Below are 18,321 nucleotides of genomic sequence, written 5' to 3'. Positions count from 1 at the left end.
CGACCATGTTCCTTTGGGGTACGGCCACCGCGTCCTACCAGATCGAGGGCGCCGTGGAGCAGGACGGCAGGGGAAGGTCCATTTGGGACACCTTCGCCCACGAGCCCGGCCGGATCAGGGACGGCCGCACCGGAGACGTCGCGTGTGACCATTACAACCGGTGGTCAGAGGATGTCATGCTCATGGACGCCCTGGGGGTGAACTCCTACCGGTTCTCGATCTCGTGGTCACGGATCCAGCCCGAGGGACGGGGGAAGCCCAACGAGGCCGGGCTCGGCTTCTACGACCGGCTGGTGGACGAGCTGTGCGCGAAGGGCATCGTGCCTGCGGCCACGATCTTCCACTGGGACCTGCCGCAGGCCCTGGAGGACCGGGGCGGCTGGCTGAACCGCGACACCTCCCTCTACCTGGCGGACTACGCGGGGATCCTGGCGGAGCGCCTCGCCGACCGGGTCCCGATGTGGATCACGCTCAACGAGCCGTTCATCCACATGGTGTTCGGCTACGCCCTCGGCACCCACGCCCCGGGCAGGACGCTGTTCCTCGACGCGCTGCCCGCCGCCCATCACCAGTTGCTCGGCCACGGGCTCGCCGTACAGGCCCTGCGGGCGCACGGAGCCGAGCGGGTGCTCATCACCAACAACTGCACGCCCGTCTGGCCCGCGTCCGGCTCGGCGGAGGACCTGGCCGCCGCCGATGCCTACGACACCCTGCACAACAGGCTGTTCAACGACCCCGTCCTTCTCGGCAAATATCCGGACTTGTCGGCGTACGGGGTGACCACGCTGGACGCCGTACGGGACGGCGACCTGGAGATCATCGCCCAGCCCCTGGACGGCCTCGGCGTCAACTACTACAACCCCACACGTATCGCCGCCCCCGCCCCGGGGCAGGACCCCGCGCCGCTGCCATTCGAGGACGCGGGCGTCACCGGCTACCCCACCACGGCCTTCGGCTGGCCCGTCGTCCCCGACGGCCTGCGCGAGCTGCTGGTCGGGCTCAGGGACCGGTACGGCGACACGCTGCCGCCGGTGTACGTCACCGAGAACGGCTGCTCGCAGGCGGACGAGCCGGGCCAGGACGGCACGGTGGACGACCAGGCGCGCATCGCCTTCCTCGACGGGCACATCGGCGCCGTCGGCGCCGCCATCGCCGAGGGCGTGGACGTGCGCGGGTACTACGTGTGGTCGCTGATGGACAACTTCGAGTGGGCCGAGGGGTTCGGCCAGAGGTTCGGCCTGGTCCACGTCGACTTCGCCACGCAGAAGCGCACACCCAAGGCGTCGTACCACTGGCTGAGGGAGCGCATCGCCGCCCGGCCCCGGCCGTGACCGGGCGGGACGGCTAGAAGACCGACACGTGGACGTGGTCGTAGTGGTTGGCGGTGACGCCGCCTCTGTCCGACATCTGCCGCCAGCCCGCGCCCGTGCGTATGTCGTAGTAGCGCTGCCGCCAGATGATGTACATGATGCCGATCTGGCGGCCGTTCTCGATGCACCACTGGGCCAGGGCGTCCCCACGGGCGACCGACGCGGCGTCGGGCATGCGTCCGCCCGTGCTCATCATGAAGTCGCAGGCGCGGCCCTTGCCGTGCTCGCCCGGGTCGCCGGAACGCAGGCATCCGACGCTGAACGGCATCGGGAAGCTCTGCATGATGAGGGCCCGGACGCTCACCATGCGCGCGGTCAGGCCGCTGGCCGAACCGGGCGTCTGGAACCCGAACTTCTTGAGCAGCTGCTCGACGTCCTGCTTCTTCGACTGGAGCTGCCTGATCTCCTTCTTGAGATCGACGATCTTGTCGTCGGCGTCCGCCTTGGCGGCCTTCGAGTCCTTGATCAGCGAGCTGATGTGCTTCAGCCGCTGGTTCTTCTCCTCGGCCAGGTAGGTGACGGTGGCGGCCTGCCCGAGGATCGTGTCGGGGTCACCGCTGTACGTGAACACCTTCGGGCCGTCGATCGTGCCGGACATGTAGGAGTTGCGGTAGAACTGCGCGACCTGCTCCTCGGCGTCGGCCAGGTCGGCCCGGAGCTTCCTGACCCGGTCGCCGGCCTTCTGCGCGGCTTCCCGGACGTCCTCCAGGCTCTGGATCTGGCCTCGGTAGGCCTTCTGCAGGTCGGCGGCCTGCTTGGTCAGCCTGTTGAGCTGGGCCTGGGGGCTGGGCTTGGCCTCGGCCGCCGGCACGGCGAGCACCGAGAACAGGCCGACGAGGACGGCGGCCAGCCCCATCACACGGCCTGATCGCATCAGCCCTCCCCAACTTCAGACGCCCCGACTATAGAAGCCGATCTTCAGGGCTGTCACACGATCGGAAGAACCTACACACCCTTAGTGAACTATCTACCACTTTGGGAAGATCCGGCATGCGGGTTTCCCGACAATGGGCTCGACCGGACATGCGGACGCCGGATGACGTTCGCGCTGATCGCAGGGTTGACCGAACCTCGACAGCCGGGCGACCGATCTTACCGAGGGACGCTCCCCGGAGTCCGCCACTCTTGCCAACCGGGACAGAACATGATTCTGTCTCAGCGACCGGGCGATGCGGCCCCTTGTGAGCCCGGCCCTCGGCGGCAAGACTAAAACAAGCAAGCATTCGGTCAAGTAAGGACCCGGCCCGCCCGACCAGGAGGCAGACACATGCTTCAGCACGACCGTCTTTTCATCGGGGGCGACTGGGTTGCCCCCGCGGGCACGGCGACGATCGACGTCATCTCCCCCCACACCGAGGAGGTCGTCGGGCGGGTGCCCGACGGCACTCCCGCCGACATGGACAAAGCGGTGGCCGCCGCCCGCCAGGCCTTCGACCACGGACCGTGGCCGAGGATGTCCATGGCCGAGCGCGCCGAGGTGGTCGGCAAGCTGGCCGAGCTGTACGCCGCCCGCCAGGCCGAGATCGCCGACATCATCACGCTCGAAATGGGCAGCCCGATCACCTTCTCGCAGCTCGCCCAGGCCCCGCAGCCGCTCGGCATGTTGCAGTACTTCAGCGAGCTGGGCAAGACCTTCGCGGTCGAGGACGAGCGTCCGGGCCTGTTCGGCCCGGTCACCGTTCGCCGGGAGCCGGTCGGCGTCGTCGCGGCCGTGGTGCCGTGGAACGTGCCGCAGTTCGTCATCATGACCAAGCTGGCCCCCGCGCTGATCGCCGGCTGCACGGTCGTGGTCAAGCCCGCTCCCGAGACCCCGCTCGACTCCTACCTCCTCGCGGAGATGATCAAGGAGTCGGGCGTCCCGGACGGCGTCGTGAACATCGTGGCCGCCGGTCGCGAGGCGGGCGAGCACCTGATCTCGCACCCGGGCGTCGACAAGGTGGCCTTCACCGGGTCCACGGCCGCCGGCCGCCGTATCGCGGGCATCTGCGGCGAGCAGCTGAAGCGCTGCAGCCTCGAACTGGGCGGCAAGTCGGCGGCGATCGTCCTGGACGACTGCGACCTGGGCGCGGCCATGGGGTTCCTCTCGATCGCCTCCCTCATGAACAACGGCCAGGCGTGCGTGGCCCAGACCCGCATCCTCGCCTCCTCCGCGCGGTACGACGAGGTGCTGCAGGCCGTGGCCGACATGGTCGGCGGCCAGCAGGTCGGCGACCCGTCCGAGCCGGCCACCGGTATCGGCCCGCTGGTGGCCAAGCGCCAGCAGGAGCGGGTCGAGGGCTACATCAGGCTCGGCATCGAGGAGGGCGCGAAGCCCGTCATCGGCGGTCTCGACCGTCCCTTCGACCGGGGCTGGTACGTCGCGCCGACCGTCTTCGCCGGCGTCTCCAACGACATGCGCATCGCCCGTGAGGAGATCTTCGGCCCCGTGCTGTCGGTGATCGAGTACCAGGACGAGGCCGACGCCATCCGCATCGCCAACGACAGCGACTACGGCCTGTCGGGCACGGTCTGGACCTCCGACACCGACCACGGCATGGACATCGCCCGCCAGGTCCGCACGGGCACGTACGGCGTCAACATGATGAACACCATGGAGCCGTCCGCGCCGTTCGGCGGGTACAAGGCGAGCGGCGTCGGCCGCGAGCTCGGCCCCGAGGGCCTGTCGTCGTACCTGGAGTACAAGTCGATCGCCCGCCTGGGCTGAGACGGAGTGCGCAACCGCCGCCCAGCGCGCCCCCGCGTCGGTGGGCGACGGCCCCGCATTACAAGGATGTCCGAGATCGCCCCCGCCAAGAGACATGCCCGGGTCTGGAATTCTCCTGGTGGATCTCATACCTCCTTTGGAGGTAGACGACATTTACTCGGATTTAGTTCGCGCCAGTACCTCGGAAGTTTCCCTGGCGATCTCCAACTCCTCGTCGGTCGGGACGACGGCGACGGCCACGGCCGAGTCGTCGGCGGAGACCAGCCGGGCCCCCTTGACCGAAACGTTGCGGAGCGGATCAAGCCGGATGCCCATCGGTTCGAGGCCCGTGAGCACGTTGCGCCTGACCAGAGCGGAGTTCTCCCCCACCCCGCCGGTGAACGCGATCACGTCGACCCTGCCGAGGACCGCGCAGTAGGCGCCGATGTACTTCCTGAGCCGGTGGCTGTACACGTTGTAGGCCAGGGCGGCCTCCTCGTCGCCCGACTCGACCCGCTCCATGACCGTGCGCATGTCGTTGTCGCCGCACAGGCCGAGCAGGCCGCTGCGGTGGATCAGCATCGACTCGACCTCGTCCGGCGTCATGCCGCCCCGGATCAGGTGGAAGATGATCGCCGGGTCCAGATCTCCCGACCGGGTGCCCATGACCAGGCCTTCCAGCGGTGTCATGCCCATGGAGGTGTCCACGCACCGCCCCGCGGAGACCGCCGAGGCGCTCGCGCCGTTGCCCAGGTGCAGGACGATCACGTTGGCGGTGCCGGGCTTGCCCACGAGGGCCGCCGCCGCGCGAGAGACGTACGCGGTGGAGGTGCCGTGGAACCCGTACCTGCGCACGCCGAAGCGCTCCGCCACCTCGCGGTCGATGGCGTACGTGCGGGCGGCGGGCGGGATCATGCTGTGGAACGCGGTGTCGAAGACCGCCACCTGTGGCAGGTCGGGCCGGAGCCGGCGCGTCACCTCTATGCCTGCGAGGTTCGACGGGTTGTGGAGCGGGGCCAGCGGGACGGCCTCCTCGATCTGTTTGACCACGTCGTCGGTGATCAGGACCGGTCCGGTGAACAAGGGCCCGCCGTGGACGACCCGGTGACCGATGGCGGTCAGGTCGGCGGAGTCCATCGACACGTCCTCGGCCACGCGCAGGAGGGCCGCTTCGTGGTCGGGGACGTCCGACCCGGGCTCCCCGATGCGCTCGATCTTGCCCTCCTTGAGCCGGATGGGCCCGTCGAGGTCGACGAGCTGGTACTTCACCGAGGACGACCCGGCGTTGACGACCAGGATCACTGGTCCACCCCCTGTGCCCGGAAAAGATGATGATGTCCGGGACCGATGCCCCAGGAAAGGGCGGTTAACCGGCGGTGTGCGTCCCCGCAGGCCGGGGACCCTCGTCTGCCCCCACGCGGGAGATCCACGTGCCGACGCGCCTGATGAGATCGGGCGTGGCGGAGGACTCCGCGTGGCCGTAGCCTGGCTCGATCCACAGCTCCTTCGGCTCGCGCGCGGAGTCGAAGAGCTGGTGGGCGTGCTCCAGGGGGAAGAAGTCGTCCGCGTCGCCGTGGACGATCAGCAGCGGCGTGGGCGAGATGCGCGCGACCGCCTCGTACGGCGCGAGCGGCACCGGGTCCCACTTCCCCGACTGGATGCGGGTGCGCTTGGCCAGCCGCGCCGCCAAGCGCCCGGACGCCCTCTCGATGGCCCAGTGGACCTGCCGCATCGGCCGGGTGCCGCGGTAGTACCAACGGGCGGGAGCGCTCACGGCGACGACCGCGTCCGTCCCTCCGTGCAGGGCCGCGTGACGTACGGCCACCGCGGCCCCCATCGAGAAGCCGACGGTCGCCACGCGGGTGTACCCGATGGAACGCGCGTGCCGTACGGCCGCGTCGAGGTCGAGGACCTCGGCGTCCCCGACCGTGGACAGGCCGCCCGACCTGCCATGGCCGCGGAAGTCGAGCGCCACGACGCCCCCGAAGCCGCTCAGCACGTGCGCGATGCGCCGCGTCGTCCCCTCACGCCAGGAACCGGTGAACCCGTGGGCGAGGACGATGCCGAGATCGGTGTCGCCTCGCGAGGGGGTGTGCGCCGCGTCGATCCGCACACCGTCCTTCGTGATCAGCGTCGCGGGGAATGCTGCGGCAAGAGGCATGGAACGAGCCTATTCGGATCCGCGTCCGCACAGGAGGTGTGCCACGGAGAGGCCGCCATGGCCGAGGGGGTTTCGGCCTTGGCCACCGCCGGCGTGACGCATCCGGTCACGAAGGCGCCGAGCACGAGTGCCCATACGGCGAGGCGGCAGCGGTGTCCCATCTGCCGCCTGCACGGAAACTGGCCGACAGGTTCGGCGGCCCGGCGTGCGGAGGCGGCGAATTGCGTCAGTCCTTCGTCCACCATGCTGGCAGGTCTGCCCGGGCATGGCGGTGTTAGTCCAGAGTGCGCATTCCTTGACCATCTGCGGCCGGGGTCCTGATCTTCCTCTTCCGCGTTCCATCCCTGGTCATCGGGGGTGCGACCGGCAGACCACAGATTTGTGAAACTCGCCGGAATTGCCCCTCTTTGCGCAGACCCGGCACGTGGTGGTAACAGCGATCAACTAAAATGGTGGAGGCCGCAGTGTCCGCGGCCGGCCTCCACGACCTTGAGCGAGACTCCATCATGCCTTTGAACAGCCGCGACGACCTGCGGAACATCGCGATCATCGCGCACGTCGACCATGGCAAGACCACGCTCGTGGACGCCATGCTCTGGCAGTCCGGGGCGTTCCGCGCCAACCAGGACGTCGACGAGCGAGTCATGGACTCCAACGACCTGGAGCGCGAGAAGGGCATCACCATTCTCGCCAAGAACACCGCGGTCAAGCACGCCGGCATGACCCTCAACATCATCGACACCCCCGGCCACGCCGACTTCGGCGGTGAGGTCGAGCGCGGCCTGTCCATGGTCGACGGCGTCGTGCTGCTGGTGGACGCCTCCGAGGGCCCGCTGCCGCAGACCCGGTTCGTCCTGCGCAAGGCCTTCGCCGCCAAGATGCCGGTCATCCTGTGCATCAACAAGGTCGACCGTCCCGACGCCCGCATCAAGGAAGTCGTCGACGAGGTGTACGAGCTCTTCATGGATCTCGACGCCACCGAGGAGCAGATCGACTTCCCGATCGTCTACGCCTCCGCCAAGGCGGGCCGGGCCAGCCTCAACCGTCCCGAGGACGGCGGCATGCCCGACTCCGAGGACCTTGAGCCGCTGTTCGAGACCATCACCAAGACGATCCCCGCGCCGGTGTACGACCCCTCCGCGACGCTCCAGGCCCACGTCACCAACCTGGACGCCTCCAGCTACCTCGGCCGCATCGCGCTGTGCCGCGTCCACCAGGGCACCATCAAGAAGGGCCAGCAGGTCGCCTGGTGCCGCACCGACGGCACCATCCAGCGGGTCAAGATCAGCGAATTGCTGATGACCGAAGCACTGGAGCGCAAGCCCGCCGAGCAGGCGGGCCCCGGCGACATCATCGCCATCGCGGGCATCCCCGACATCATGATCGGCGAGACGCTGGCCGACCCCGACGACCCGCGCCCGCTGCCGCTCATCACGGTCGACGAGCCGGCGATCTCGATGACCATCGGCACCAACACCAGCCCGCTGGTGGGCAAGGTCAAGGGCTCCAAGGTCACTGCCCGTATGGTCAAGGACCGGCTCGACAAGGAGCTCGTCGGCAACGTCTCGCTGCGCGTGCTCAGCACCGACCGTCCCGACACCTGGGAGGTCCAGGGCCGTGGCGAGCTGGCGCTCGCCATCCTGGTCGAGCAGATGCGCCGCGAGGGCTACGAGCTGACCGTGGGCAAGCCGCAGGTGGTCACCAAGACCATCGACGGCAAGCTGCACGAGCCGGTCGAGCGCCTCACGGTGGACGCCCCCGAGGAGTACCTGGGCGCGATCACCCAGCTCCTGGCCGTCCGCAAGGGCCGCATGGAGCACATGACCAACCACGGCACCGGCTGGATCCGCATGGAGTTCGTGGTCCCCGCCCGGGGCCTGATCGGCTTCCGCACCGAGTTCCTCACCGAGACGCGCGGCACGGGCCTGGTCCACCACGTCTTCGAGGCGTACGAGCCGTGGTTCGGCGAGCTGCGCACGCGTAACAACGGCTCGCTGGTGGCCGACCGGGCAGGCGTGGTGACCGCGTTCGCCATGATGAACCTCCAGGAGCGCGGCACGCTGTTCGTCTCCCCGACCACCGAGGTCTACGAGGGCATGATCGTCGGGGAGAACTCCCGCTCCGACGACATGGACGTCAACATCACCAAGGAGAAGAAGCTCACCAACATGCGCTCCTCCACCAGTGACGAGACCGAGAAGCTCATCCCGCCGCGGGTGCTCTCTCTGGAGCAGGCCCTGGAGTTCTGCCGCGAGGACGAGTGCGTGGAGATCACCCCGAACACCGTCCGCATCCGCAAGGTCGTGCTCGACGCGGCCATCCGCGGTCGCTCCGCCGCCCGCGCCAAGCGCGGAGGCTGACGCGGCAGAGCCGGTCTGGGTCCCATCGAAGGTCACCGCCCGTCTCACTTGAGGGCGGTGACAAGCCGGGTCCAAGCCGTCTCCCAATCCCGGATGTGACGATCCATGTCATAGGGATAGGGGGTGTGCCATGCAGATGGCTCACGGCCGGTTGTCACTGGCCTTCCTGATCGCGTGGACGGCGTTCGCCGCGATCGTGCTGCTGCTCGCCTGAGCGGCTTTCCGTACGGCTCGCATCAGAGCCGGGAGTTCCGTACGGCTCGCGTTCGAGCCGGAGTTCCGTACGGCTCGCGTCCGGGGGGGCGCGGGCCGTACCCGATCAGGGCCGGAGGATCAGCGGCGCCTCTTGTCCTGCTCCTCCTCGCCCGCCTCACCGGCGTAGCGCTTTCCAGGAGCCAGACCACGGGCCCCGTACAGCTCCGACACGGTCACGAAGGTGTAGCCCTTGGCCGTGAGCTCCCGCAGCAGGTTCGGCACGGCCTCGGCCGTGGTCTTGTGGATGTCGTGCAACAGCACGATCGAGCCCGGCCTGGCCACCGAGGCCCGCTGGGCGACCAGGACGCTGTTCCTGTCGCGCCAGTCGAGCGTGTCGAGGTCCCAGAGGATCTGCGCCAGCCCCTCGCGGGCGGCCTCCTGCGCCACCGTGGCGTTCGTCGAGCCGTACGGCGGGCGCAGCAGCCGCATCGTGGCCCCGGTGGTGTCCTTGACCATCTGCTGGGTGCGTTCAAGCTGGGCGCGCAGGGCGTCGTGGGACAGCGAGGTGAGCGACGGGTGGTCCCAGGAGTGGTTGCCCAGCTCGTGCCCCTCGGAGACCATGCGGCGCAGGTAGGGCCTGGTCTGGGCGTTCACCATCTGCCCGACCACGAAGAACGTGGCCTTGGCGTGGTACTCCGCGAGGACGTCGAGCACCCTTCCGGTGTAGTCGAACGGGCCGTCGTCGAACGTCAGTGCCACGCACTTGACCTGCCCGCACCGTATGGAGCGTTGAGGCGGCGCCACGATCGGGCGCGTCCCCGGCCACCCCGGCTGCTGGGCGATCACCCGCGCGGCCAGGAGCGCGGGATCGACCGCGAGGCGGACGGGCGCGGACTTCCGCACCCGGACGACGTCGTCCTTACGGCCCTGCTGGACGGGCGCCACCACCTCGCCGCATCCCGACAGTCCGAGGACCATCGAGACCGCGAGCGGGAGCGACCACAGGACTCCGACACGAAGAACAGCCACCCGCACGCTCCCCCCGAACAGCGGCAGGGGTCACGGGTAGTTCTCGGCCGCTTCCCCTCGCAGAGTCTTGGCGAGCTCGTCCCACCAGGGAGGAGTGTCGGCCTGCAACTCCGCGTGACGACGCGCCACACGAATGGCGCATCCGACGGGATCTGTACCCAGGTGACGACGTTTCACCACACCCTCCTGCCAATGGTAAAAGCCATCACGGAACGTGACGACCAGCCCGATCCAGACAGAAAGGATGGCGTCATCGCACACTTCGTACGCGTCCGTCACCCCCAGGCCGGCGAGTTCCACGCGGAGTTTCGCCATCGCCGCGCGGGAGTCAGTCACCTGACCACCTCCCGGCGACTTCCGGCCGGCCAGAACGGTAAGCCTTCAGCGCACACACAAGGATGATGTACCCCCATTGGGCGGGGCTTTGCACCACCATGAGCGAGACGTGATGTGACTGTGAGGAATCAATCACACACTCAGGGTCGCCCTACTGGTCGAGGGTCTCCCGAGGCTCCGTGACGACCATGACGAAGCGGAGCGTCGTCTCGCCCTCGTTGGCGTAGCGATGCGGACGGTCGGCGCTGAAGAGCACGGCCTCGTCCCGGCCGACGGCGTGGCTGCGGCCGTACACCGAGAGGGTGAGCTCGCCTTCGAGGACGGTCAGCATCTCGCGCGTGCCTGCCGGGTGCGCGTCGCCGTCGTGGTACTCCCCCGGCGCCAGGGTCCAGTCCCACAGCTCCAGGATCGCGGGGGCGTCCGATCCCACCAGGAGCCGTGCCGAGCCGCCCTTGTCGCTGCGCCACAGGGTGACGACGTCCGAGGCGTGGACGACCCGGACCACCGGGGTGTCGGAGACCTCCACCAGGCGGGCGACCGTCACCCCGAGCGCGTCGGCGACGCGCGTCAGCGTGGTCACGCTCGGGTTGGTGCGGCACTGCTCGATCTGGACGAGCATCCCCCGGCTCACACCCGAGCGCGCCGCGAGAGCGTCGAGGGTCAGCCCTCGATGGGCGCGCTGGGCGCGGACGTTGTTGGCGATCGCGGCCGTGATGGTCTCCGGGTCCGGCATGAGTGCAGTGTAGTGACATTTGTGTGCAATGGATTATCCCAATATATTGCCCTAACAGTGCAATCCATTGGGGGTGAGCCGGCGATGACGGCTGTACTACTGGCGGCGACCTGCGCCGTGGTCTACGGCACGGCGGACTTCTTCGGCGGACTCGCCACCCGGCGCTCGCGCGTGCTCGCCGTGGTCATGCTCACCCAGGTCACGGGCTTGCTCTTCGTGCTGCCGCTGCTTCCGCTGCTGCCCGGCGCGCCGAGCCTCGGGGCGCTCATCTGGGGCATGGCGGCCGGGCTGTCCGGCGGGCTCGCCGTCATCCTGTTCTACCGGGCGCTCGCCGGCGGCGTGATGTCCGTGATCGCGCCCACGACGGCCACCATGTCGATGGCGCTGCCTGTGGTGGTCGGCCTGCTGATGGGCGAGCGGCCCGAACCGGTCGCCCTGGGCGGGGTGGCCGTGGCGCTGGCCGCGGTGGTGCTCGTCAGCCGTGAGACGGGAGGCGCCGGAGGCCGGGCGGCGCTCACCCCGATCCTCACTTCCCTGGCCTCGGGCATCGGGTTCGGCGGGTTCTTCATCCTGCTCAAGCAGGTGCCGGAGGACACCGGCATGTGGCCGCTGTTCGGCGCCCGCCTCAGCTCGGTGGTCGTGGTCGCCGTCCTGGCCCTGTCGACGGGGCGTACGCTCCGGCCCGGCAAGGGCTCGTTGCCCACGATCATCGCCGCCGGGGTGCTCGACATGGCGGCCAACGTGCTCTACCTGCTGGCGGTCCAGCGCGGCCTGCTAGCCCTGGTGGCGGTGCTCGTGTCGCTGTATCCCGCCAGCACGCTGCTGCTCGCGCGGTATGTGCTCGGGGAGCGCCTCAACGCCGTGCAGACGGCGGGGGTAGGGCTCGCTCTCGCGGCCGTCGCCCTGATCGCCTCCGCGTAGAGGCCCCGCGTCGAGCCTTCGTCGTTTACACCTTCGTCGTTTACACCTTCGTCGTTGACACCTTCGCGTTGAATCGTTCGCGTTGAATCGTTCGCGTAGAAGCCTTCAGACGGCCGGAGCGCGGGGAGCCGCGCTCCGGCGTCGCGTCAGGCTCCCGGGGCGCGGTGCGCCGTCACCTCGATCTCGATGCGCATACGGGGGTCCGACAGGCCGCACACCAGCATGGTGGCGGCGGGACGTACATCGCCGAGATACCGGTGCAGCACCGGCCAGCAGGGTTCGAAATCGGCTGGGTCAGGCAGCATGTAGCGCACCCGCACCACGTCCGCGAAGGAGCACCCCGCTTCTTCCAGCGCGGACGCGATGTTGCTCAAGCACTGCTCGGCCTGCTCCACGATGTCGTCCGAGATCGTCATGGACCGGTAGTCGAACCCGGTGGTCCCGGACACGTGCACCCAGTCGCCGTCGACCACCGCGCGCGAGTAGCCGACCTCCTGCTCGAAGGTGGAACCGCTTGAGATCAATCTGCGTGTCGTCATGGCGAGCACCGTAGGCACTGGGCCAAGTGTACGTCTATATGAGATCGATCTCGGCCGCCCGTCTCCGGGCATGAGACCGTCCGTCTCGGTACATGAGAGAGGCCGGCACGGCGACGCCGTACCGGCCCTTGCCTTCAGTCGTGCGCTGTCAGGCCGCCTGGAACTGGGGGGACGGGCGCAGGGCGCCCTCCTCGTGGGCGTAGCCCTCCAGCATGGTCCTCAGCTGGCGGCGGCCACGGTGCAGACGGGACATGACGGTGCCGATGGGCGTGCCCATGCGCTCGGCGATCTCCTTGTACGCGAACCCCTCGATGTCGGCGAGGTACACCGCGACCTTGAAATCCTCCGGAAGCGACCGCAGGGCGTTCATCACAACGGTGTCGGGGAGTTGGTCCAGCGCTTCGGTCTCGGCGGACCTCAGGCCCGTCGACATGTGCGACTCGGCAGCCGCGAGCTGCCAGTCCTCGATGTCCTCGGCGGCCGACAGCTTCGGCGACCGCTGCTGCTTGCGGTAGTCGTTGATGAAGTTGTTGGTCAGAATGCGGTGCAGCCACGCCTTCAGGTTCGTACCGGGGCGGAACTGGTGGTAAGAGGTGTACGCCTTGGCCACCGTCTCCTGCACCAGGTCCTCCGCGTCAGCGGTGTTGCGGGTGAGGCGCATGGCAGACGCGTAGAGCTGGTTCGTCACGGGCATGACGTCGCGCTCGAACCATGCCTGCCGCTGCTGTTCGGTCATCGAGATCATCTCATCCCCCTCATGCCTGCCTGTCCCCCGTTACCCATCCGGCATGAACCCATGCAGGCTCGGTAACCGCTTTACTCCATCTGACGGCTGATCACATGCTTACGGTTCACCTATAAGGGTGACGTTAAGGGTATTAGCTGGTCAGGAGGGCCTTGAAGCGATTGGCCCGGGGTGGCCACTTCACACCCGAGGCCGGACAAGTCTCATTATAGTAACAGACAACACCCAAAAGATGAGAAAATGTGGTAAGGGTCACATAGATCGGGCACCCGGTAGCGTAGGGCCATGAAGTACGTGGACAGGCATGATCCGACAACGCGGTCGTGGGTCTCCGAGGCCATCCGCACCGTTGAGGCCGACGCCAACCGCAGCTGCGACACCCACCTGCACATTTTCCCGCTCCCGCAGAGATGGGGCATCGAGCTCTACCTCAAGGACGAGTCGGTCCACCCGACAGGGTCGCTCAAGCACCGCCTGGCCCGTTCGCTGTTCCTGTACGGCCTCGCCAACGGCTGGATCGGCCCCTCCACGACCGTCATCGAGGCCTCCAGCGGCTCCACGGCGGTCAGCGAGGCGTACTTCTCGCGCATGCTCGGCCTGCCGTTCGTCGCGGTGATGCCCGCGTCCACGTCTCCGGAGAAGATCGCGCTCATCGAGTTCTACGGCGGCAAGTGCCGGCTGGTCGCGGACCCCCGAGCGATCTACGAGGAGTCCCGCCGCCTGGCCGAGGACACCGGCGGCCACTTCATGGACCAGTTCACCTACGCCGAACGGGCCACGGACTGGCGGGGCAACAACAACATCGCCGAGAGCATCTACCAGCAGATGTCCCTGGAGCGGCATCCGGAACCGGCGTGGATCGTCGTGGGCGCCGGCACGGGCGGCACGTCCGCCACGATCGGCCGCTACATCCGCTACCGCCGCCACCAGACGCGCCTCGCTGTGGTCGACCCGGACGGGTCGGCGTTCTACCCGTCGTGGATCGCGGGCGACGCCGGCGTGACCGGCCGCGGCTCCCGCATCGAGGGCATCGGCCGCCCCCGGGTGGAGCCCTCGTTCCTGCCCACGGTCATCGACCGCATGATCCAGGTGCCGGACGCCTCCTCGATCGCCGCCATGCGCTGGGTCCGCGAGGTCACCGGCCGCGACGTCGGCGGCTCGACGGGGACGAACGTGGCCGCGGCCGTCCAGCTCATCAGGGAGATGCGCGAGAACGGCGAGCGGGGCAGCGTGGTGACCCTGATCTGCGACGGCGGCGAGCGCTACCGCTGCACGTACGGCGACGACGGCTGGCTCGCCGAGCGGGGCATCGACATCGAACCCTCGCTCGGCGAGCTCCGCGCCTTCCTCACGCTCTGAACGTTCTGACCCACGTTCCGGCCCGGGCCCTCAAGGCTCGGGCGGCGGCGTCCACCCTGAAGGCGGCGGCCAGGTCGTCCGGCCGCCGGCCCCCGGAGGGGCCGATCGGATCAGTCGCCGAGGATGGCGTCGATGAAGACCTCGGCGTCGAACGGGGCCAGGTCGTCGGGGCCCTCGCCGAGCCCCACGAGCTTGACCGGGACTCCCAGCTCGCGCTGGACCGAGATCACGATGCCGCCCTTGGCCGTGCCGTCGAGCTTGGTCAAGACGATGCCGGTGATGTTCACCGCCTCGGCGAACACCTGCGCCTGCCGCAGGCCGTTCTGACCCGTGGTCGCGTCGAGCACGAGCAGGACCTCGTCGACCGTGGCCTTCTTCTCGATTACCCGCTTGACCTTGCCCAGCTCGTCCATCAGGCCGGTCTTGGTGTGGAGGCGGCCGGCGGTGTCGACGATCACGGTGTCGACCTTGTCGTCGATGCCCTTGCTCACGGCGTCGAAGGCCACCGACGCCGGGTCGGCTCCCTCGTCCTTGCGCACCACCTCGGCGCCGACACGCCGCCCCCAGGTCTGGAGCTGGTCGGCGGCGGCGGCACGGAAGGTGTCGGCCGCGCCCAGGAGCACCTTGCGGCCGTCGCCGATGAGCGCGCGGGCGAGCTTGCCGGTGGTCGTGGTCTTGCCGGTGCCGTTGACTCCCACCACGAGCACGACGGCGGGCCGCTCGCCGTGGGGCGCGGTGTGCAGCGTGCGGTCCATGTCGGCGCCGATCTGGGCGAGCAGTTGCTCGCGGAGCAGCGCCCGCACCTCGCCGTCGCTGCGGGAGCCGAGCACCTTGACCTTGGTGCGCAGCTCCTCGACCATCGCCCGGGTGGGCGCGACGCCCACGTCGGCGGTGATCAGCATGTCCTCGATCTCGTCCCAGGCGTCGTCGTCCAGGCGGTCACGGGACAGGAGCTCCAGCAGCCCCTTGCCGAGCGCGCTCTGGGAACGGGCCAGCCGGGCGCGCAGCCGTACCATGCGGCCGGCCGAGGGCGGCGGGATCTCGATCGCCGGCGGCGCGGGGGCGACCGGCTCGACCGGCTTGGCGGGCGGGGGGACGGTGGTCGTGGCGGCGTCGTCCTCGACGACGCCGGTGGCCGGGGCCTGTTCCCGCTCGGGGAGGGTCGGCGCCTCCGGCGGCCTGACCGGTGGAGCGTGCCTCTCCTTGGGCCGGAAGAGCAGGAACATGCCACCCGCCGCGAGCAGCGCGACGAGGAGGACGATCACGATGATGCCGAGGTACCCATCCACAAGATGTCAGTTTTCCAGACAACCGGCCGTGCTCACGCCCGGGCTCGCCCACGACGCGCCGATATACCGATATTTACTGATTTACCCACCTGGCCGAAAGCCCACGATCCGGTGTCGCGCCGTCCGGCCGTCCGGCGTCACGCGGCCCGCCGCCCCACGGGCCGCCCGTCCCACGGGCCGCCGTCAGGCGGTCTCGCGTTCGCGGAGGCGCTGGCTGACCACCTGGGTGACGCCGTCGCCGCGCATGCTCACGCCGTACAGCGCGTCGGCGATCTCCATCGTGCGCTTCTGGTGTGTGATCACGATGAGCTGCGAGCTCTGCCTCAGCTCCTCGAACAGGGTGAGCAGCCGCTGGGTGTTGGTGTCGTCGAGCGCGGCCTCGACCTCGTCCATGACGTAGAACGGGGACGGGCGCGCCTTGAAGATCGAGATGAGGAACGCCACGGCGGTCAGCGACCGCTCGCCGCCCGACAGCAGTGACAGGCGCTTGACCTTCTTGCCGGGCGGCCTCGCCTCGACGTCGACACCCGTGGTGAGCATGTCGGAGGGGTCGGTCAGCAGCAGGCGCCCGTCGCCTCCGGGGAAGACCCGGCCGAAGATCGCCTCGAACTCGCGCGCGACGTCCTCGTAGGCGGCGGTGAAGACCTGCTCCACCCGCTCGTCGACCTCCTTGACGACCGTCAGCAGGTCGCGCCGGGTCCTGCGCAGGTCCTCCAGCTGGGAGTTGAGGAAGGTGTGCCGCTCCTCCAGCGCGGCGAACTCCTCCAGCGCCAGCGGGTTGACCTTGCCGAGCTGGGTCATCTGCCTCTCGGCGGTCCTCGCGCGCTTCTCCTGCTCCTCGCGGACGTAGGGCGCCATCTCGCCGCCGGCGAGCGGAACGGGCTGCTCGGGGCCGTACTCGGAGATCAGGGCGTCCATCTCGACGCCGTACTCCTCCATCGCCCGGGTCTCCATCTGCTCCAGGCGCAGCCGCTGCTCGGTGCGGGCCACCTCGTTGCCGTGCACGCGGTTGACCAGCTTGTCGAGCTCGCCCGACAGCTCGCGGACGCGCACACGCACGGCCTTGAGCTCGGCGTCGATCTCGCCGCGCGCCCGCTCGGCCTCGTCGCGCTCGTCGGCGGCCAGCGCCAGGGACGCCTCCAGCACCCCGAGCGCGCGACCGGCGCCGTGGACGACCACCTCGGCCACCTGGGCCTGGGCGCGCCGCCGCTCCCGCAGGGCCGCGGCCCCCGCCCGCTCCTCACGCTCGCGCCTGGCCGCCCGCGTGAGCTGGTCGGCGCGGCCCGCGATGCCCTTGACCCGCTCCTCCGCCGTGCGGACCGAGAGGCGGGCCTCCATCTCGGCCTGCCGGGTGACCGAGCAGGCACTGGCCAGCTCGTCGCGCGTCTCGGTGGTCGGCTCGGCGGAAAGCTCGTCGGCGTACTCGGCCTCGGCCAGGCACTCTTCCAGCTCGACCACGCCGGCGAGGTCGCGGTCGCGCGCCTCCTCGGCCGCCACGACGTTCTTCGCCAGCCGGTCGCACTCGTCACGGGCGGCCTTCGCCGCCGCGTCGAGCTGCGCCAGTCTCCTGGCCGCGACGGCCACCCGCTGGTCGGCCTCGCGCTGCCTGCCGCGCACGCGATCGAGCACGCCCTGGGCGGTGTTCACCCCGGCCTGGGCGGTGTTGACGCCGGTCTGCGCCTGGCCCGCCCATGCCTGGGCGGCCTCCACGGCCTGCTGGGCGGCGCGCTCGGCCTCGGCCGCCTCCGTCAGCGCGACGGCCGTACGATCGGCGGTGCCGCGCGCCTCGGACAGATCGGCGACCGCCTGGTCGAGAGCGGTGCGCACCTGGAGCACCGAGGTGCCGCCGCCGGACCCGCCGGTCGCGAAGTACGCGCCGACCAGGTCGCCCGACCAGGTGACGGCCCGCAGGTCGGGACGCTCCTCCACGAGCTTCCTGGCGATCGAGACGTCGTCCACCACGACGACGCCGGACAGCAGGGTCTCCACGGCGGGACGGAACGCGTCGGAGACCACCACGAGGTCGCCCGCCCACGGGTGGCCGTCGACCGCCGCGGGCCTCGCGACGGCGGCGTCGGAGGCGATGACCAGCCCGGCCCTGCCCGCCTCCTCGGCCCTGAGCAGCTCGACCGCGTCGACGACGGTGGACAGCGACTCCACGGCGACCGCCTCCGCGGCGGCGCCGAGCACGGCCGCGACGGCCACCTCGGCCCCCGCCTGGACGGTCATCATCGTGGCGAGCGGCCCCAGCACTCCGGACAGACCCGCCGCCATGAGGGCCGCGCCGCCGTCGGCACCCTGGGAGAGACCCATCTCCAGGGCGTCGCGGCGGGCCTCCAGCGCGGCGACCGCCCGCTGTGCCTCCTGGTCGGCGGCCCGTGCCGCGCTCATGGCCGAGCGCGCCTCGGCGAAGGCCCTCCTCGGGCCCTCCACGGAGGCCTTGGCCTCCTCGACGGCGGCTCTGGCCTCCTCGACCGCGGCCTTGGCCTCGGCCACGCCTTCCTCGGCCCGCGCCAGCTCCTCGGCGAGGACCGGGTCGGCGGCGGGCTCGCTGAGCTCCTGGGCGTCGTGCTCCTCCTGTGCCTGCTCGCTGCGCTGCCG

At 69.7% G+C, this 18,321-nt stretch carries 15 protein-coding genes; 5 read left to right on the top strand and 10 right to left on the bottom strand.

Features of this window, described 5'->3' with window-relative positions:
- The first annotated feature begins 5 nt into the window (after positions 1 to 5).
- Positions 6 to 1,331, top strand: coding sequence for a GH1 family beta-glucosidase (locus AB0B89_RS05440; RefSeq protein WP_358548500.1), 1,326 nt, complete (start codon positions 6 to 8; stop codon positions 1,329 to 1,331).
- A 13-nt stretch (positions 1,332 to 1,344) separates the two neighbouring features.
- On the opposite strand, the gene AB0B89_RS05435 is transcribed toward AB0B89_RS05440, so the two are convergent.
- Positions 1,345 to 2,244, bottom strand: a complete 900-nt coding sequence (locus AB0B89_RS05435) for a hypothetical protein (RefSeq protein ID WP_358548497.1) — start codon at positions 2,242 to 2,244, stop codon at positions 1,345 to 1,347.
- A 393-nt stretch (positions 2,245 to 2,637) separates the two neighbouring features.
- Between AB0B89_RS05435 and AB0B89_RS05430 the strand changes: the two genes are divergently transcribed.
- Positions 2,638 to 4,074 (top strand): aldehyde dehydrogenase, encoded by a 1,437-nt coding sequence (locus tag AB0B89_RS05430; protein WP_358548494.1) that lies wholly within the window; start codon positions 2,638 to 2,640, stop codon positions 4,072 to 4,074.
- A 153-nt stretch (positions 4,075 to 4,227) separates the two neighbouring features.
- Here AB0B89_RS05430 and AB0B89_RS05425 read toward each other — a convergent pair whose 3' ends face one another.
- A complete protein-coding gene (locus AB0B89_RS05425) occupies positions 4,228 to 5,355 on the bottom strand; it encodes an acetate kinase (protein WP_358548492.1) in 1,128 nt (375 codons plus the stop codon).
- A gap of 64 nt (positions 5,356 to 5,419) precedes the next feature.
- A complete protein-coding gene (locus tag AB0B89_RS05420) occupies positions 5,420 to 6,214 on the bottom strand; it encodes an alpha/beta fold hydrolase (RefSeq protein WP_358548489.1) in 795 nt (264 codons plus the stop codon).
- A 506-nt stretch (positions 6,215 to 6,720) separates the two neighbouring features.
- Between AB0B89_RS05420 and typA the strand changes: the two genes are divergently transcribed.
- Entirely contained in the window at positions 6,721 to 8,574 is a 1,854-nt protein-coding gene (typA, locus tag AB0B89_RS05415; protein ID WP_358548486.1) for a translational GTPase TypA, read from the top strand.
- Between the two features lie 333 nt (positions 8,575 to 8,907).
- Here typA and AB0B89_RS05410 read toward each other — a convergent pair whose 3' ends face one another.
- The 3 genes from AB0B89_RS05410 to AB0B89_RS05400 form a co-directional block, all read right to left on the bottom strand.
- Positions 8,908 to 9,798 (bottom strand): polysaccharide deacetylase family protein, encoded by an 891-nt coding sequence (locus AB0B89_RS05410; RefSeq protein ID WP_358548483.1) that lies wholly within the window; start codon positions 9,796 to 9,798, stop codon positions 8,908 to 8,910.
- A gap of 30 nt (positions 9,799 to 9,828) precedes the next feature.
- Positions 9,829 to 10,134, bottom strand: a complete 306-nt coding sequence (locus tag AB0B89_RS05405; RefSeq protein WP_358548481.1) for a hypothetical protein — start codon at positions 10,132 to 10,134, stop codon at positions 9,829 to 9,831.
- A gap of 151 nt (positions 10,135 to 10,285) precedes the next feature.
- Positions 10,286 to 10,867, bottom strand: a complete 582-nt coding sequence (locus AB0B89_RS05400) for an XRE family transcriptional regulator (RefSeq protein WP_358548478.1) — start codon at positions 10,865 to 10,867, stop codon at positions 10,286 to 10,288.
- Between the two features lie 84 nt (positions 10,868 to 10,951).
- Between AB0B89_RS05400 and AB0B89_RS05395 the strand changes: the two genes are divergently transcribed.
- Positions 10,952 to 11,788 (top strand): DMT family transporter, encoded by an 837-nt coding sequence (locus AB0B89_RS05395; protein ID WP_358548475.1) that lies wholly within the window; start codon positions 10,952 to 10,954, stop codon positions 11,786 to 11,788.
- 146 nt (positions 11,789 to 11,934) lie between these two features.
- Here AB0B89_RS05395 and AB0B89_RS05390 read toward each other — a convergent pair whose 3' ends face one another.
- Both AB0B89_RS05390 and AB0B89_RS05385 read right to left on the bottom strand, forming a co-directional pair.
- Positions 11,935 to 12,327, bottom strand: coding sequence for a RidA family protein (locus tag AB0B89_RS05390; RefSeq protein ID WP_358548473.1), 393 nt, complete (start codon positions 12,325 to 12,327; stop codon positions 11,935 to 11,937).
- A 148-nt stretch (positions 12,328 to 12,475) separates the two neighbouring features.
- Positions 12,476 to 13,072 carry a sigma-70 family RNA polymerase sigma factor gene (locus AB0B89_RS05385; RefSeq protein ID WP_358548470.1) on the bottom strand — a complete coding sequence of 199 codons (597 nt, stop codon included), beginning with the start codon at positions 13,070 to 13,072 and terminating at the stop codon, positions 12,476 to 12,478.
- Between the two features lie 285 nt (positions 13,073 to 13,357).
- Here AB0B89_RS05385 and AB0B89_RS05380 point away from each other — a divergent pair, with 285 nt between their 5' ends.
- The gene (locus AB0B89_RS05380; RefSeq protein WP_358548467.1) at positions 13,358 to 14,431 is read left to right on the top strand and encodes a PLP-dependent cysteine synthase family protein; all 1,074 of its coding nucleotides are present in this window, start codon (positions 13,358 to 13,360) and stop codon (positions 14,429 to 14,431) included.
- Positions 14,432 to 14,541: 110 nt separating this feature from the next.
- On the opposite strand, the gene ftsY is transcribed toward AB0B89_RS05380, so the two are convergent.
- Both ftsY and AB0B89_RS05370 read right to left on the bottom strand, forming a co-directional pair.
- On the bottom strand, positions 14,542 to 15,720 hold the full coding sequence (gene ftsY, locus AB0B89_RS05375) for a signal recognition particle-docking protein FtsY (protein WP_358548465.1): 1,179 nt from the start codon (positions 15,718 to 15,720) through the stop codon (positions 14,542 to 14,544).
- A 183-nt stretch (positions 15,721 to 15,903) separates the two neighbouring features.
- Positions 15,904 to 18,321, bottom strand: a 2,418-nt coding sequence (locus tag AB0B89_RS05370; protein WP_358548463.1) for an AAA family ATPase, incomplete at its 5' end; no start/stop codon positions are given.

The organism is Sphaerisporangium sp. NPDC049002 (assembly GCF_040649355.1).
Lineage (GTDB): Bacteria > Actinomycetota > Actinomycetes > Streptosporangiales > Streptosporangiaceae > Sphaerisporangium.
The sequence above is the reverse complement of the archived record's forward strand: the minus strand, read 5'-3'. Positions and strand labels throughout refer to the sequence as shown.

Coding starts and splice junctions, on each gene's coding strand:
- AB0B89_RS05420 (WP_358548489.1), bottom strand. CDS start 6,214: ATGCCTCTTGCCGCAGCATTCCCCGCGACGCTGATCACGAAGGACGGT.
- AB0B89_RS05385 (WP_358548470.1), bottom strand. CDS start 13,072: ATGATCTCGATGACCGAACAGCAGCGGCAGGCATGGTTCGAGCGCGAC.
- AB0B89_RS05430 (WP_358548494.1), top strand. CDS start 2,638: ATGCTTCAGCACGACCGTCTTTTCATCGGGGGCGACTGGGTTGCCCCC.
- AB0B89_RS05440 (WP_358548500.1), top strand. CDS start 6: ATGTTCCTTTGGGGTACGGCCACCGCGTCCTACCAGATCGAGGGCGCC.
- typA (WP_358548486.1), top strand. CDS start 6,721: ATGCCTTTGAACAGCCGCGACGACCTGCGGAACATCGCGATCATCGCG.
- AB0B89_RS05400 (WP_358548478.1), bottom strand. CDS start 10,867: ATGCCGGACCCGGAGACCATCACGGCCGCGATCGCCAACAACGTCCGC.
- AB0B89_RS05390 (WP_358548473.1), bottom strand. CDS start 12,327: ATGACGACACGCAGATTGATCTCAAGCGGTTCCACCTTCGAGCAGGAG.
- AB0B89_RS05380 (WP_358548467.1), top strand. CDS start 13,358: ATGAAGTACGTGGACAGGCATGATCCGACAACGCGGTCGTGGGTCTCC.
- AB0B89_RS05395 (WP_358548475.1), top strand. CDS start 10,952: ATGACGGCTGTACTACTGGCGGCGACCTGCGCCGTGGTCTACGGCACG.
- AB0B89_RS05435 (WP_358548497.1), bottom strand. CDS start 2,244: ATGCGATCAGGCCGTGTGATGGGGCTGGCCGCCGTCCTCGTCGGCCTG.